The sequence below is a fragment of the Uliginosibacterium sp. 31-16 genome, assembly GCF_030730865.1.
GTDB lineage: Bacteria > Pseudomonadota > Gammaproteobacteria > Burkholderiales > Rhodocyclaceae > Uliginosibacterium.
This window is the reverse complement of the sequence record NZ_JAVALZ010000003.1, coordinates 370586-387089: the sequence shown is the minus strand read 5'-3', so window position 1 is coordinate 387089 and position 16504 is coordinate 370586. Positions and strand designations below refer to the sequence as shown.

Here is a 16504-nt window from a genome sequence, read left to right as displayed (position 1 = left end):
TGCCCGCGTCACTACCTCGGCACCGACCTCGCGCGACAACACCAGCAGCAGCGATGCAGCTAGCATTACGCCGCCGCCCACCTTGCCCAGGACCAACGTCGGCGGACATCTCCGGCCCGAACCATTTCGCTTAATATGCCTCGCCGCGCGCAGCAAACGCTGCTCCGTCCTTTTTCCGCCTGACTCCGCACTCTCATGAACGTTCTGCTTGGCATCATCGTAGTACTTGAGCTGCTGGCACTCATTTTCAGAGGGGTTGCCAACGGTCTTTCCCTGCCAGAGATCGTCGTCCTCGTGTGCGTGACCCTTGGCGGAATCATCTATGCCCTGTTCTGGTTCGCCCAGCCCATCCCCGATACCGAGGCGTTTGACGGGGACCCGGCACCGCTAGCGGCTGACGAAGAAGCGCCCCTCGTCCCGCCCGGCGATCCGTCACAGGACGAAGTCGAAGAGCTCGACCGCCGCCCGGAAACCCCGGGAGAAATTGCCGCACGCAGCCATAGCGGCCCGGGCCTCATGGCACTGGGGCTGTATCTCTTAGGTGGCTTTCTGCTGTTCATCAGCGGCCTGAGAAACGGCTCGGCCTGGTGGCTGCTCCTTGGCCTTCCCCTGTTTGCAAGCGCGTGCGGGCTGGCCTGGCGGCGCGAACAGCAGTCACCTGCCGCGCAAGAGGTGTTGAGAATCTCCGGCCCGCTGCGCAAGGTGGAAGGCGAATACACCGAGGGCGGACGTGTCGAATACCTCTGTATCGGCAAGTATCAGTTACAGGCACCCGATCACTGGCAGCCCTGGTTGCGTGCCCGGCTCAATCGCCGGTTGCGCGTCGAGTTGCGCTCGTCCGACAACTCGTTGGTGAGCGCGGGCGATCAGCTCTCCATCGAAGCCGAAGAACAAAGCATGCCTTCTGTGCCGCTTGGCGAGCATGGTCTGTTTGCCAGCATCTCAGCATTATTGCTCTTCACGACGCTGTACGTCGGCGGCAACCTCGACATCGTGACGCTCTACGCCAAGGCCCTGTTCCGGCCCGCCGAACTGCTGGTATATGACAGTGCACAAGAGTTTCTCGCCGATCCGCCAGCGCTGGGCAGCAAGGTGACGCTGAGCGGTAAGGCGCGCTGCGGCGTCGAAGCGACCACCTCCCCGCATCCACCCCGCATCGACTGTTCCCAACTGCGCTGGGGCGGCGAGCCCCTGCGGGTCACCGATATCTCGCCCAGCGATCCGGCACTGCGCCTGGCCAGTGGTGCGCCGCTGAAGGTCCGCCCCGTCGATCCACGCGAGCAAGCCGCCCTTCAGGCGAGCCAGATGGGCGGATCGCCCATGCTGGTCGAGGAAGTCAGCGCCCTGCTGCTGGCTATCGACGCGCACTGCGCTCAGGCCGGCCCTGATGCGCAAGCGGCCTGCAGGCATCTGCAGATGACGCTCCGCGACAGCCTGGTGATGCCTGACGGCACCGCAAAGCCTGTCGATTGGCCGGAATGGCTGGCGCTGGCCCGCAGCGGGCGCCAGACCGCAGGACCTGACAGCGACCGCGCCCTGATCACACGCGCGAACCTGCGGCACCTGCGTGCGGCGCTCTATGGAGTCGCGCCTGCCGCGATGCAGGCGCACTACGGTCAGGCCCTGCAGAACGCGCTGGCGAACGAGCGCGGCAGCATCCTGATCCGCAACGCCCGCACGCGCTTCGACAGATCAAGCGAGCGCTGCGATGCCGGTTTTGTCCGGGACGCGCAAGAACCCTACTGGAAGCGCATCCCGCTGGAAGATATCAGCGAATCCCAACTGGACTGGTTAGGCTTCTGGCAGGAATTCCGTGCGCTGGATCGGGAAGCCTGCCAGCCGCAAATGCAGTACGAAGGCATGCTGGTGCGCTTCGGGACCGACGCACACGGCAAGCACATGATCGAACTGGATGACAAGGTCACCATCGGGGTGATGCTGCGCGCCCTCATCCTGCTGCTCACTGTGCTGGTGTTCTGCGTGCTCACTGCGCTGCACAGCCACGCCCATTTCCGCTACAAGGCGCAATCCCGGCTGCGCAAAGCCCGCCTCGGCGCCCGAATCAGGCAACACGCCGGCTGACCTCCTGCAGCCTTGTCACACGTCCGGCACAGCCGCCACTGGCGACCGTGCCGGCAAACGCTCAGAAATGCTGTTGCAGCACGCCGCCGAGCAACTCCAGGCCTTCCTCGATCTCGGCATGCGTACTGTTCAGTGCCGGCATGAAGCGCAGCAGATCCGGGCGCGGTGAATTGAGCAACAGACCCCGCTCGCGTGCCTGCAACACCACCTCTGCGCCGAGATCACGCGACAACACCAGCGCCAGCAACAAGCCGCGGCCGCGCACCTCGCCCAGCCCGAAGCGCTGGCTCAGCCTCCGCAACCCCATTGCAAGCTGCTCGCCAAGCGTATTCACCCGGGCCAGAAAGTCCGCTCTGGCAAGACTCTGCATAACCGCGAGACCTGCTGCACACATCAGCGGATTGCCACAATAGGTGCCGCCCTGGTCGCCGTACTCGAAACAGCACACGGACTCGCGTGCGAGCAATGCGGCGAGCGGCACGCCACCGCCGATCCCCTTGCCCAGGGTCATGATGTCCGGGCGCACGCCATCGTGTTCATGGGCGAAGAGTGTGCCGGTGCGGCCACAGCCCGTCTGCACTTCATCCACGATCAGCAGCAGGCCGTGCTCGTCACACAGCGCGCGCAAAGCCTGCAGGAATCCCGGCGCCGCTGCGATCACCCCGGCTTCGCCCTGAATCGGCTCCAGCATCACCGCCACGGTTTGCGGCCCGATCAGCGCACGCACGGAATCCGGATCGTTGTAGCGCGCCTTCACGAAGCCGGGCATCGCCGGTGCAAACAGGCGGTCCCAGCCCGCCTTGCCGGTCGCCGCCATGGTGGCCAGAGTGCGGCCGTGAAAGCCATTGCTGAAGGTGATGATCTCGTGCGCGCCGCCCTTGTACACGCGTCCCCATTTGCGTGCGAGCTTGATCGCCCCTTCGTTGGCCTCTGCCCCGGAACTGGTAAAGAAGACCTGATCAAAACAGGAATGCGCGCACAGACGGGCCGCCAGATCCAGTGCTGGCTGGTTGTAGAAGCCCGGGCTCGGATTGATCAGGCGGGCTGCCTGTTGTGCGAGTGCCTCAACCACCACCGCCGGCGAATGGCCGAGGCTGTTCACCGCCCAGCCCTGCACCCAGTCCAGATAGCTGCGCCCGGCATCGTCAACAAGGCGGGCACCAGCCCCCCGCACGAAGACCAGTTCGGGTCTGGGTGTAATCTGCATCAGGGCATGCGAAACGACAGCGGTATTCATGGAAACATCCTTTCCGGAAACGACAGACGAAAAAAAGCGGGCCACGGTTGAAGCCGTGGCCCGCTGGGGAAAACTGGTGAAGAACTGGAAGGCGCTAAGTCAGCCTTGCCGGGTTCCGCAGCCCGCCCGTACGCACGCGCCACAGCCTGCCTGATCGGCGGGCTGCGCGGCGTCGGATGATGGTGGCGTGTGCGGAATGCATGGGCAAATGATGCACGCTGCAGTGCACCAAGGTCAAGCCGCATCAGCGCCGGACTGTTTCGGCACGCCCCCGCCCGCTCCGACGGATGAAACCAGCCGTCGGGCTGTCTTCAGCCAGCCCGCACAGGCTGTCCGGATAGAATCGCGCGCAGTTTTCTCCCGCCCCCGAATGCCCGAGTCCTTGCCATGCAAACCCTGCAACTCCTCCTTTTCATCGGCGTCACCCTCTATTCCATCTACAGCCTGATCGCCTACACGGCGCGCCGCTCCGGCAACAAGAACGCGCTGCACGAGCTGAAGACCCAGGGCAAGCCGACGCGGGGACTGACCGCCGAAGAGCGAAGCCTGCTGCAGCCCTTCCTGGTGGACCCGGCCAAACCGGGCAAGATCGTCGAGCTGCTCAGTGCAAACGTGTACGACCTGTATGGCGAGTTCGTCCGCCATGGCCTGCATGTCAGCAATGGCGGCGACACCCTGCACGACACGCTGGGCGATGTGGATGTGGTGCTGCCTTATGACGCACGCGACTTTCTCGGTTCGGGCAATCACGCAGAGGTCGTGCTGACGCCCAAATTTGCCCTTGTCATCACCCTGAACAAGAGCTTCGACCTGAAAGGTGGCCGGGAGCGCGCGCAGCAGGCACAGGCCCAGCAACACCAGTGGAATGCCGGCCAGCACGGCGAGCTACCGGGCGGACTGAACGCCCAGGCGGGCAGCGACGAAACAGACAAGACTGCCGACGCCAGCGAAACCGGAGAGGACATCAACCGCGTACGCATCCTCAGCCAGCGTGATGAAACGCCTGCCGAAGCCGCCGTGCGCGCCAATCCCGGCTGGGGCGGTCTGCCCCTGCTGCTTCTGACCCCCGCCTTCATCCTGCTGCTGATCGCCGGCTACGCCGATACGGTCTGGCCCTGGCTGACTCCTGCGCTGGTCTTGCTGGCCCTGGCCCTGTGGCTGATCTGGCGGCCACGCAAGCCAGCGGTGCCGCAGAAGGTCAATCGTGTCGAAGGCACGCTGACGGCGGTCACCCTGCAAAGCCCGAGCAACTCCAACATGACACGCAGCCAGCTCTTTCTGGGAGACAAATTCCCGCTGGAACTGCCTGCACACTGGAGGAAATGGGCTCTCGTGCCGCCAGACAGCCAGGTGACGCTGGAGATGCGGGTGGAGGACTACTCGATCGTACGCTTCGGCAAGAAGCTGTCGATTGATGCCGAAGAGCAGCGCAGCCCCTCGGTCTACTGGGGCCGCCATCTGACCCTTGCACTGGCCGGCGGCGTCATGCTGTTTGCCGCCTGGTTCTTCTTCAGCACCGGACTGGATGCCGACCTGGCGCACGCCCGTGCCAGCCTGCAGCCCGGAGCTGTGCAAAGCTACGCCAGCGTTGACGCAGTCCTCGCCCAGCCGCCGGCCCCCGGCAGCATGGTGCACGTGCAGGCCCGGGCGCGCTGCCAGATCACGGCTGCCAACGGCAACGACCCTGCACCGATTGACTGCAGGCAGGTGCGCTGGGGCGGCGAGATTCCGCAAATCGACGCGGTGACGCCGGACCAGGCCTTGCTGGATCTCTACAGCGGAAAGCTGCTGGAAGCACGCAGCAATCCGATGCTGGACATCATGCTGCAGATGCAGATGGCACGTGAAGGCAACAGCTACAACCCCTATGCGCCGCGCACATCCGTCCAGACCATCAGCAATCTGAGCGCACTGGTCCTGACCATCGAGCGGGAATGCCGCGACTTCACCGCCGACAGCCGCGTGCCGTGTCAGGACCTGCAGCACGCACTGGGCAGCAAGCTCATCGTGGATGACAGCGACAAGGATATCGGCTGGGAAACACTGCTCAAGAAAGCCAGGGATGGCAGTCTGAAGGAAAGCGGTGACTCCGCCCTGGGCAACCAGATGGTGATCAGCAGCCTGCGTTCCGGCCTGCGCGATCTGGCCCGGCCGCGCATGCGCCAGCTCTACGAAAAACCGCTGCAGACGGCACTGGCCAGCCAGCGCGGAGGCATCATCCTGCCGCTCGGTGACACCCCCTTTGACACGGCGCCGGCCACCGACAGCGCGGCTCCCGCCGCCGAAGCCGCTCCCGCGGCAGAAGCCCCGGCAGAGGAAATCGAGCAGTCTTCCGACTGGCAAACCCAGTGGGCGGCCTACCAGACACTCGCCACCCCGGAGAAGACCAAGAGCGTGGAGCTGACCGGCTTGCTGGTAAGCAATGGCAAGAACGAGCGCGGTGATCATGTGCTCGCCATCGATCCGCAACGCACCCCTGACAACGCCCTGCCGGCGCTGCTGCGCCTGCTCGCCCTGCTGATCGGCGCCGCCTTCCTGTTCCTGCACGGCACCCTGTGGATCATCAATCTGCATCGTGCCAATCAACGCTATCAGGCCATCGAGGCGCACTACAAGAGCCTGGCATGACGCATCGGCACGGGGGCCCTCTGCAGCGATAACGCGGGGGCCCGTAGCTCCCGCCGTAATACAGCTGTAATACCTCCGGGTGATCCTGCAGGGCTACCTGGAGAATGCCATGATGACCCACGCGTTGCGCCTCAAGCTCACCCTTATTCCAGCCATCGCCCTGCTGGCTGCCTGCGCCGGCAATCCGGAACGCCTGGATGCCCCGCTGGGCAAGGGCTTTGCGCGCAGCGCAGGCACCACGCCGGCCGTCAGCCATATTGACCGCTACGAAGTGCTGCTGCCGGCTCGCGAACGCCTGCCTTATCAGGGCCGCCATGCCAGCGAGTTCGGCACCAGCCTGCCTTTCGCACCGGGCTCCGGCCTCAGCTACCGCAGCACACAAGCCGATGGCAGCCTGCTGTTCTGGGGCATCGGTGATCGTGGTCCGAATGGCGACTCACCCAGGATTGACATCAACGGCAAGCTGCACGCCAGCAAGGTTTTCCTGACCCCGGATTTCGTGCCGCGCCTCGCCGAAATCCTCGTCACACCCGGCCAGCAGGCCCGTGTGACACGCAGCATCCCGCTCAGTTACGACGGTCAACTCGCCTCCGGCCTGCCGATAGCGCCGGGCAACACAGGCGCCACCGGTGAAGTGGCGCTGGACGAGCGGCTGCAGCCCCTGCCCTTCAGCCCGCGCGGGCTGGACCCCGAATCCATCGCTACCGACCGTGCCGGCAACTTCTGGCTCTCCGACGAATACGGACCCTTCATCGTGCAGGCCGATCCGCAAGGCCGTGTACTGCGCCAGTTCGCGCCGGGCAAGGGACTGCCGGCCATCCTCGCCCAGCGTCAGCCCAACCGCGGTTTTGAGGGTCTGGCGATCACCCCATCCGGCAAGATCTATGCAGCCGTGCAATCCACACTGGATGTGGATGGCAAAACGAAAAACACCGCCCGTTTCATCCGCATCGTCGAACTTGACCCTGCCAGTGGCGTCACCCGCCAGTTTGCGTACCCGCTTGATCTGAACGACTACGCGCGCCCCGGCGACACCAAACTGGGCGATCTGGTCGCCATCGACGACAGCCACTTTGCCCTGATCGATCAGGGCCTGGGCAAGCATGGCATGCGCAATGTGGTGTACGTGATCGACATCGCCACCGCAGAAGACATCAGCACGCGTCAGACACACAGCGGCCAGGCGCTCGAATACGCCAGCGCAAGCGAGCTGGCCGAGCTACAGTTCATCCGCAAACAGCGCGTGTTCGACCTGCGCGAACTCGGCTGGGAAGCGGAGAAAGCCGAGGGGCTGGCGCTCATCCCCGGAGGCATTGCCGTCATCAACGACAACGATTTCAGCATGCAGACCCGCATCAGCGGCGACAAGGGCTCCGACGCCGGGGCCTACACCATCCGCGCCGGCCAGCTCAGCGACAGAGGCAGCTACCAGCTCGGGCCGAATGGCGAGCCGACCCAGCTCTGGCTGATCCATCTGAAGCGTCCGCTGCAGGACTACTTCCCGCACTGAGCAGGCACTCGCGACATCCCCGGAATGCTCGCCACGCCCCCACCCGGCGGCGCCGGGAGACGCCTGCCGGAGAATTCTTGACCCGAACCAAGCGGCCAGCTAAACGTGACGTACTTCACGATTTACTGAGCCCGCCATGCGATCACGTCTGCTTGTCCCTGTCCTGTTGAGTACCCTCCTGCTGGCCTGTGGAGGCGGTGGCGGGGGCGGGAGTGGTGGTGGCAGCCCCGGCAGTGGCTCCAGCAGCTCTTCCAGCAGTTCGTCGAGCAGTTCTTCCGGCGGCTCGTCAGGCTCCTCCTCCAGCTCCAGCAGCTCGGGCGGCAGTACGGACAGCTACCCCGCCGCCGGCAACCCGGATGGCAACTGCAGCGTGCCGACCGAAGCCGCCGCCGAAAGCGTGGCCAGCCCCACCACCGTCATCGGCAACGGAACACCCGCCAGCTGCACCTCGGCCGCGGTGGTAGCGGCCATCGCCAAGGGCGGCATCATCACCTTCAACTGCGGAGCCAATCCGCTGACCATCACGCTCAGCCAGACAGCGAAGATCGTGAACAACACCGGGCCGAAGATCGTCATCGACGGTGGCGGCAAGATCACCCTTTCCGGTGGCGGCGCCCGGCGCATCCTGTACATGAATACCTGTGACCAGAATCAGGTGTGGACCACCTCACACTGCGACAATCAGGATCACCCGCAACTGACTGTGCAGAACCTCACATTCATCAACGGCAAGGCCAGCAGCGGCAGCAGCGACGCTGAAGGCAGCGGTGGCGCGATCTACGCGCAGGGCGGGCGGCTCAAGATCGTCAACAGCCGCTTCTTCAGCAACAGCTGCGACGCGACCGGGCCGGATGTCGGCGGCGCTGCGGTGCGCGCCTTCCAGCAATACAACGGTCTGCCACTCTACGTGACCGGCAGCACCTTCGGCGGGCGCAGCGATCTGGGCAACAGCTGCTCGAATGGCGGCGGCCTGTCCGCCATCGGCGTGTCGTACCACGTGCGCAACAGCCTGTTCAGCTACAACAGCGCTGTTGGCAACGGCGCCAATCCGGCCCGTGCAGGCACGCCCGGCGGTGGCAGTGGCGGCGCCATCTACACCGACGGCAACACCTTCAGCCTGAACCTGTGCGGCACGCGGATCAGCAACAACCACGCGAACGAAGGCGGCGGCGCGATCTTCTTCGTCAGCAACGATTACACCGGCTCGATGAGCATCACTGACTCGACGCTGAGCAGCAACGTCAGCCAGCGTTTCGAGACTTCCGGCTACCCGGGGATCTTCGTTCAGGGTGCCGGCACGCCACAGATCATCAACTCAACACTGCAGTAGGCTCATGCCTGAAGAGCCGCGTCCGGCGTAGCTCTTCAGCATTCCATCCTGAACAGCCAATCGCCACGCGGGTCTTCACGGCACAGCCGCGAAGACGCCCACTGCAAGAGGCTCTTCAGGCAGGCTCAGTCCAGCGCGCGCAGGTGCTCCAGCACCGGCTGCAGGAAGGCCGCACCCAGGCGCTGGCTGCGCGCGCCATTCCAGCCCGTGCGCGGGTCCGGCGCATTGGCGTTGTCCTTGAACGGCATTTCCAGCGTCAGCGACACGCAGCCGAACGTCGCAGCGGCCCACTTCGAGCCCAGCGTCATCATCTCGCCGGTAAAGCGATCGTCGCGGTAGCCCTGCTCGGTCTGGAAGTCCGGGCTGGCACGCTTGAGGTTTTCGAGGAACGCGGCCTGCAAGGCCAGATTCTTCTCGCCATAACCCGGCACCATGTGGCTGCCGTCGATGAACACGTACGGCAGGGTCTCATCGCCGTGCACATCGAGGAACAGATCTGCCCCCACCGGCTTCATCGCGGCCTGCGCATGCAGCACTTCCGGGCTGCGTTCCAGCGTCGGCGCATGCCATTCGCGGTTCAGGTTCACCCCGGCGGCGTTGCTGCGCAGATGGCCCAGCGCGCTGCCATCCGGATTGATGTTCGGAATCAGGTGGAAGCTGGCGCGCCGCAGCAGCTCGCGAGCCACCGGATCGGCCGCGTCCAGCAGGCGCTCGATGAAGCCTTCCATGAACCACTCCGCCATGCTCTCGCCCGGATGCTGGCGCGCCTGCACCCACACATTCTTCGGCCCCTCACCGATGTGCAGCACATCCAGATCACGCCCCTGCAGGCTCGTGCCGATGCACGCCACGCGCACCAGCGGCGAGCGCGCGCAACGACCGAGGAAGTCCAGCCGGCGCTCCTGCGAATACGGCTCGAAATACGCCAGCCACACGGTGTCGGATTCCGGCGTGAATTCGATCACCAGTTGCTGGCCGTCGTAGCTCGTCTGCCCAATGCGGAACCAGTCCGCACGATCGTAGCTCGCCGCACAGCGGTAGCCGTGCCAGCCGGCCGCGTAGCTGCACGCGCCGGCATTCTCGATCACCAGCCGCAGCGGCACACCGCGCACGCCATGCAGGCGGAAGTGGAACCACTGCAGGAACTCGCCGCCGGCATCGGGACGGATCGCCAGGCGGATGTCTTGCGGATTGGAAGCGTCGCGGACTTCGATGTTGCCGCTGTCGAACTGGCTGCTGATGTGGATCATGATGAGTCGGAAGTGAAAAGTGAGTGGAGAGTAAAAATGAGGGATCGCCCGCGTCACGCACGCGGCGGCGAAAAACGGATCATGGCCAGGAATGGTGCTCGGGGTGCTGGGTCACCAGCCAGGCGAAGCACCGCGCCAGCGCAGGCGGAAGACCACGAATATCGCGCTGCAGCGCACGCCGCAGCTGCGGGCCTTCGTCCATGGGTGCCGAGCCGCCCCACTCCCCCGCGTAACGCCCGCCGCTGGCCGGATCGCCCGCGTAGAACAGGACGGCCGCATCGGTCTTGCCCGTTTCAACGTACAGCACAGACCAGCCGCGCATGCGCAAGGATGCCCGCACCTGCTCCGGCGCCAGATCGAAACGCTCCTTGAAATGCGGCCACAGCAGCAGAGTCACGTCACGCGACACCACCGGCGCCAGTGCCTCGCGACGTGCCGCATCGAGACTGCGATCAGCGCCAGCACAAGGATCAGCCTGCGCGGCCACGCAGAACAGCAGCGCGCACAGCGCCAGCAGGCCGCGCATGCTCACGCTGCCTCGCGCCGGAATACCCAACGCTCACCATCCGACGCGGCGGGCGAAAACGCATAGCCTTCCGCATCGAACGCCTTGAGCGCCTCGGGATCGGTAATGGCATTGACGATGGCGTAACGGCTCATCAGGCCGCGTGCGCGCTTGGCATGAAAGCTCACGATCTTGTAGCCCGCGCCCTTCTTCTCCTCGAATACCGGAGTGATCACGCGCGCAGCGAGCTTTTTCGGGCGCACCGATTTGAAGTATTCCTCCGAGGCCAGATTCAGCAGCACCGGCTCACCATCTTGCTGCGCCAGTTCCGCATTCAGCGCCAGGGTGATCGTGTCGCCCCAGAACGCATACAGATCGCGGCCCGCCGGATTGGCGAGCTTCGTACCCATCTCCAGCCGGTAAGCCTGCATCAGGTCCAGCGGGCGCAGCACGCCGTACAAACCGGAGAGCATGCGGAAATGCGTCTGGGCGAAGTCGATCTGCGCAGGCGTGAAGCTGTACGCATCCAGCCCCCCATACACATCGCCATCAAAGGCAAACATCGCCGGGCGGGCATTCTTCGCCGTAAAGGGACGCGACCACTCGGCATAGCGGGTGAAGTTCAGCGTGGCGAGCGCATCGGAGATCGTCATCAGCTGGGCGATTTCGGCCGGACTCTTCTCCCGCAGGATTCCGATCAGCGCTTCGCTCTGGTCGAGAAAGGCCGGCTGGGTGAATTTCCGGGTCGGAAGCGGGCTCTGGTAATCAAGCGATTTGGCGGGAGAAACGACGATCAGCATGGACTCAATCAAACGGGTGCCGGGCTGCGAATGATAGCGCAAGCCTTGTCGTACAGGCCGCATAGAAGAATGTATTGAGGGCATTCAAAAAACGCATATTACCTTTATAAATCAATTGGATATCAAGATCCAAAAGCTCATTTGGACTTCAGCCCCGATGTCTCAAATAATGAAGCCGTCAACGTGACATCCGCGCTGACAGTGATATCCCTAACCCCACGGAGAGAAAAAATGAGCAAAGCCGTCAATTCCGCAGTATCCGCCGCTTCCAGTGTTGCCGCATGGGGCGCCGCCGTTGCCGTCGCCTTCACCCCGGCGATCGTGCTGACCTTCCACAATGCGCTCTGATTGAACCGGTCTTGCCGCAGCCCGGGCTGATGCCCGACTGCACAAGGCCGGCGTGATCATCGCCAGTCTCATGAAAAACACTCTTTCACCCCGCACCCAGCGCTTCGCCGAAATGGCGACCTGGATCGCTGCACTGATCGTCGCCTGCATGCCGCTGGCCTCGATCCTCGTGCAGGGCCGCGGCTGAGTTCTCCCGAACCCGCCGCCTTCAAGCTTCAGACCTGCTCGTCTCCACCGGCCCACCTGCACTGCCAGGCGGCGTGGCCGGCCGGAAACGCAGCACAACGGCCAGACCACCCAGCGTGGCGGACGTATCCAGTGTCATTTCAATGCCTTGCCGGTTCGCGATGGTTCGCACGATAGCCAGCCCCAGACCGCTACCACCCGCATCCTGACCACTGCTCCCGCGCTGGAAGCGCTCGAACAGCCGCTCGCGCTCCTCTGCCGGAATGCCGGGACCGCTGTCTTCAATGCGCAGGATGATCGCCTCCGGCTCGCGTTGCAGCGTCATGTTCACCACGCCACCTGCCGGCGTGTATTTGACTGCGTTGTCCAGCACATTGCGCAGCAGCGTGCGCAGCGCTTCAACATCCCCGCAAACCGTGAACACGGCCTCGGGCAGATTCTCCTGCAGGTCGGCCCCCAGATCGATCTGGCGGGCATGCGCCAGGGTGAATGCGTCAGACAGCGCCAGCCGCGCAACCTGCGGCAAGGTCGTGACGGAGTATCCGGGCGGGGCCGCATCTTCGCGCGCCAGCACCAGCAACTGCTCGACCAGACGGGTGGCGCGACTGATGCCCGCGACCACGCGTTCATGCGCCAGGCTGCGTGTTTCAGGCGTCTGGGCGCGTGCCAGGCATTCGACCTGCAGCTTCAGGGCGGCCAGCGGAGAGCGCAGCTCATGCGCAACATCGGCCACAAAATTCCGGCGGGCCTCGAACTCGGTATTGATCCGCGCAAACAGGGAATTGATTTCCCGCACGAAGGGCTGGGCTTCATCCGGCACGCCTTCGGTGGTGAGCGGGCGCAGATCATCGGCCGCGCGTTCGCCGATCTCACGCCGCGCCTTGCGCAGGGGACGCAGCGCGTGCCTCACCCCCCAGGCCACGCACAGCAGCAGCAGCGGCGCCGTGGCGATCACCGGCAAGATGGTTCTGAAGGCCAGCGCACCGGCGGTTTGCGCCCGCACAGCCAGGTCGTGCGACACCTCGATGTGAACGTCCGGAGCATCCACCTCCAGCACCCGCAGCGATTTGCTGCCGTCTTTCCGGATGGAGAACACGCGTTGCACATGCTGTGGCGCAACGCTAACAGAGGGCACGCCTTCCTTGCGCTGGATACGCAGCGTGAAGCAGTTGTCTTCCGAGACCGGCAGACGATCACCTGCGGGCATGGGCACAATCTGGGTCATGGTCTGCGGCATGCTGCGGCCCACCGCCCGCGCCATTTCGATCATGTGAAAGTCGGAGATCGTATCGACCTCCGTCAGCGCAACCCTGTACGCCACGACAGCCTGAGCGAGCGTGGCGACCACGACACCGAAACCAACCACGAAAAGCAGGCGCGAACGCACCGAACAAAAGGAGGTCATGGAATTGCTCACTCTTTGGGAATCAGGTAGCCGACGCCACGGATGTTCTGGATCAGCTGCGCCCCCAGCTTCTTGCGCAGGCCATGGATGTAGACCTCGACAGCATTGCTGCTGACTTCATCTTTCCAGCTGAACAGCTTCTCTTCCAGCTGGGCACGCGACAGAATCAGGCCCGGACGAGCCAGCAGCGGCTCCAGCACGGCCCATTCGCGCGAAGACAGCAGCACGGCCTGTCCGTCGACGCTGACCTCCCGCGTCACCGGATTGATGCTCACATTCTGGTATTCATAAACCGGCTCGGCCCGCCCCGCACTGCGCCGGAGCAAAGCACGGATACGCGCGAGCAGCTCTTCAAGATCATACGGTTTGACGATGTAATCATCCGCCCCCGCATCCAGCCCGAGCACGCGCTGTGGCACTGCATCGCGTGCGGTGGCGATCAGCACCGGCGTACGCGTCTTGCGCTTGCGCAGATCGCGCAGCACGTCCAGACCGTCTTTGCCGGGCAAGCCCAGATCAAGCAGTACAAGGTCATACTCTTCGGTAATCAGCGCACTATCGGCAGTCTGCCCGGTGCGCACCCAATCGACGGCATAGCCCTCGGCGCGCAGCAAGTCCAGCACGGATTCGCCAATCATCAGGTCGTCTTCAACGAGCAGCAGGCGCATGGCCGAGGTCTTTCCTGAACGACAAGGACGGAGCGCCCATTATGAGGCCTCCGTCCTGTTCTGAAAGTGCTCGTGCAGCGCTGCGGCAACTGCCACGGCGCGCACGCAAGCGCTCAGTTGCTGCCGTCGTCGCCGAACTGGACGCTGGTAACAGTCTTGTTGCGGCCAAGATTCACATAGACGCGCGAGCCAGACTTGTCGCCATTGCGCAGCTCATACACCAGAGACTGGCTGCCATCCAGCCAGGTCGGTGCATTGTCCGGCTTGCCAAGACGCTGGATGACCTGGTCCTGCGTCAAACCGCTGCTGACCTGTTTGGTCTGCTCAACAGCGACAGACGCCTGGGCCGATGCAGAGACGATGGCGAGGCCGAGCACGGCAGCGATGATGGATGCATTCTTGTTCATGATGAAACTCCTGTTTCTTTTATGTAGGGGAAGCGGGTCAGGCTGTGTGCCTGTCCGTGGAGAGCACTTTAACGAGGCTCACTTAGCCGAAACTTAAGACCAGCCGCTCTCCGAAAATTTTCATCTCCGGCAACGGCCCGCTCTCGCCCTCACCCCCGCCCTCACACCACCCTTGCGGAAAATCTGGGCGGCGCCGCTCTTCCAGCTGGATGGCATCGCCATCACTCAGTCGATCGTGACGGAATTCACGATCACGCCGGAATATCCCGTAAGGATTGACCCAGATCGTCTTTCTGGCCGCCCCGTGACACGGCATGGCTCGTAGAATCCCGGATAAATACCGAAGGGGCGACGCGTGGCAACATTGATTCCAGCGTATAGCACTTGCGCCGGCCGCATGCAGGCCGGCGAGCGGCGTTTGGCGCAGCGCCTCGAAGCCAAGCTCGAAGACGACTACCTGTGCTGGTACGACGTAGCGCTCAGCAGCGCGCGCAACGATCACCCCGATTTCATCATCCTGCATCCCCGGCGCGGCATCCTCATCCTTGAGGTGAAAGACTGGAAGCCCGATACGCTGCAATCCATCACGCGCAGCGATGCCGCCATCCTCACGCCCAATGGCGTGAAGCATGTGCTCAACCCGCTGGAGCAGGCTCGGCACTACGCGCAGGCCGTATCCAACATCCTCCAGCGCGATCCGCAGCTCACCTTCAGCAGCGGCCGCGAGCAAGGCAAGCTGCGCCTGCCCTGGGCATATGGCGTGGTGTTCAGCCACATGACGCGCAAGCAGTTCGACGACGGCCAGCTCAATGAGGTGATCCCGGAAAACCTCGTCATCTGTTCCGACGAAATGACCGAAGCCGTCGAGCCCGAGGCCTTTCAGGAGCGCCTGTGGCAGATGTTCCGCGTGCGCTTTACCTGCCTCTTGAGCCTGCCGCAGATTGATCGCGTGCGCTGGCAGCTCTTTCCCGAAGTGCGCATCGGCGTGCAAGCCCCGCTCTTTGGTGTTGAGGCCGAGCCTGAAGCCGAGCCCGCCGCGCTGCCAGACATCATGCAGGTCATGGACCTCCAGCAAGAGCAGCTCGCCCGCAGTCTGGGCGACGGCCACCGCGTGATTCACGGCGTGGCCGGCTCCGGCAAAACGCTGATCCTCGGCTACCGCGCCGAGCATCTCGCCCGCGCCGCCACCAAGCCCATCCTCGTGCTCTGCTACAACAAAGCGCTCGCCGCCCGCCTTGAAGAATGGATGAAAAGCCGGGGCGTAGCGCACAAGGTGAATGTGCGCTCCTTCCACAGCTGGTGCGCCAGCCAGCTCAAGACCTACCACGTCGATTCGCCGCCCAAAGGCGAGGATGCGGACGCCTTCTTCGCCGCGCAGGTGCAAGCCGTGATCGACGCCGCCGCGCGCGGCCAGATCCCCGCCGGGCAATACGAAGCCGTGCTGGTGGATGAAGGCCACGACTTCCGCCCCGAATGGCTGCGCCTCATCGTGCAAATGGTCGATCCAGCGAGCAACGCCTTGCTGGTGCTCTACGACGACGCCCAATCCATTTACGACGCGGGCAAGAAGCGCAACTTCAGCTTCAAGAGCGTCGGCATCCAGGCGCAGGGCCGCACCACCGTGCTCAAGGTGAATTACCGCAACACCAGCGAAGTGCTCAACTTCGCCAAGCAATTCGCCGCCGAATGCCTCACCGCCAGCGACGCCGACGAAGACGGCGTGCCGCGCCTGGCGCCAATGTCAGCCGGCCGGCATGGCGACGCGCCACTGCTGATCAAATTGCCCAAGGTGGAGGATGAAGGCGAATGGATCGCCCGCCACCTCAAGGAAGCGCACGCCGCCGGCACACCTTGGCGCGAGATGGCTGTGCTGTACCGGCATTACCCCACCTGCAAGGCCGTGCGTGCCGAGCTGAACAAACTCGGTATCCCCGCCACCTGGAAAGACGATATCCGCTTCGACTCCGCGCAAGACACCGTGCGCCTGCTGCCCTTTCACAGCAGCAAAGGGCTGGAGTTCTCGCTGGTGGTGATACCGGGGGCAGGCGCTTTGTCTTCTGAGGATGAGGAAGAGGCGAGGTTGATGTATGTGGCGATGACAAGGGCGACGGAGCGCTTGGTTTTGGTGGGGAGTGGGGTTTGATGTTT

At 64.0% G+C, this 16504-nt stretch carries 12 protein-coding genes; 5 read left to right on the top strand and 7 right to left on the bottom strand.

The window, feature by feature from the left end; genetic code table 11:
* The first annotated feature begins 195 nt into the window (after positions 1–195).
* A complete protein-coding gene (locus Q9Q94_RS13570; protein WP_305980638.1) occupies positions 196–2082 on the top strand; it encodes an IgaA/UmoB family intracellular growth attenuator in 1887 nt (628 codons plus the stop codon).
* Positions 2083–2143: 61 nt separating this feature from the next.
* Here the strand turns inward: Q9Q94_RS13570 and Q9Q94_RS13565 are convergent, their stop codons facing one another.
* A complete protein-coding gene (locus Q9Q94_RS13565) occupies positions 2144–3319 on the bottom strand; it encodes an acetylornithine transaminase (RefSeq protein ID WP_305980637.1) in 1176 nt (391 codons plus the stop codon).
* 387 nt (positions 3320–3706) lie between these two features.
* Here Q9Q94_RS13565 and Q9Q94_RS13560 point away from each other — a divergent pair, with 387 nt between their 5' ends.
* From Q9Q94_RS13560 to Q9Q94_RS13550, 3 genes are all read left to right on the top strand, one after another.
* The gene (locus Q9Q94_RS13560) at positions 3707–5947 is read left to right on the top strand and encodes an IgaA/UmoB family intracellular growth attenuator (protein WP_305980636.1); all 2241 of its coding nucleotides are present in this window, start codon (positions 3707–3709) and stop codon (positions 5945–5947) included.
* A 109-nt stretch (positions 5948–6056) separates the two neighbouring features.
* Entirely contained in the window at positions 6057–7457 is a 1401-nt protein-coding gene (locus tag Q9Q94_RS13555; RefSeq protein ID WP_305980635.1) for an esterase-like activity of phytase family protein, read from the top strand.
* Positions 7458–7593: 136 nt separating this feature from the next.
* Positions 7594–8787, top strand: a complete 1194-nt coding sequence (locus tag Q9Q94_RS13550) for a hypothetical protein (RefSeq protein ID WP_305980634.1) — start codon at positions 7594–7596, stop codon at positions 8785–8787.
* A gap of 125 nt (positions 8788–8912) precedes the next feature.
* Here the strand turns inward: Q9Q94_RS13550 and Q9Q94_RS13545 are convergent, their stop codons facing one another.
* The 6 genes from Q9Q94_RS13545 to Q9Q94_RS13520 all read right to left on the bottom strand — a co-directional run bounded on the left by Q9Q94_RS13545 (position 8913) and on the right by Q9Q94_RS13520 (position 14356).
* Positions 8913–10037, bottom strand: a complete 1125-nt coding sequence (locus Q9Q94_RS13545) for a M14-type cytosolic carboxypeptidase (protein WP_371929852.1) — start codon at positions 10035–10037, stop codon at positions 8913–8915.
* 79 nt (positions 10038–10116) lie between these two features.
* Entirely contained in the window at positions 10117–10563 is a 447-nt protein-coding gene (locus Q9Q94_RS13540; RefSeq protein WP_305980633.1) for a hypothetical protein, read from the bottom strand.
* A 2-nt stretch (positions 10564–10565) separates the two neighbouring features.
* Positions 10566–11342 carry a peroxide stress protein YaaA gene (gene yaaA, locus Q9Q94_RS13535; RefSeq protein WP_305980632.1) on the bottom strand — a complete coding sequence of 259 codons (777 nt, stop codon included), beginning with the start codon at positions 11340–11342 and terminating at the stop codon, positions 10566–10568.
* Positions 11343–11898: 556 nt separating this feature from the next.
* Positions 11899–13281 carry an ATP-binding protein gene (locus tag Q9Q94_RS13530; RefSeq protein WP_305980630.1) on the bottom strand — a complete coding sequence of 461 codons (1383 nt, stop codon included), beginning with the start codon at positions 13279–13281 and terminating at the stop codon, positions 11899–11901.
* An 8-nt stretch (positions 13282–13289) separates the two neighbouring features.
* Positions 13290–13949 carry a response regulator gene (locus tag Q9Q94_RS13525; protein WP_305980629.1) on the bottom strand — a complete coding sequence of 220 codons (660 nt, stop codon included), beginning with the start codon at positions 13947–13949 and terminating at the stop codon, positions 13290–13292.
* A 113-nt stretch (positions 13950–14062) separates the two neighbouring features.
* Positions 14063–14356, bottom strand: coding sequence for a hypothetical protein (locus Q9Q94_RS13520; protein ID WP_305980627.1), 294 nt, complete (start codon positions 14354–14356; stop codon positions 14063–14065).
* A 355-nt stretch (positions 14357–14711) separates the two neighbouring features.
* Between Q9Q94_RS13520 and Q9Q94_RS13515 the strand changes: the two genes are divergently transcribed.
* Complete coding sequence (locus Q9Q94_RS13515) at positions 14712–16499, top strand: 3'-5' exonuclease (RefSeq protein ID WP_305980626.1); 1788 nt, start codon at positions 14712–14714, stop codon at positions 16497–16499.
* The last annotated feature ends 5 nt before the right edge of the window (positions 16500–16504 follow it).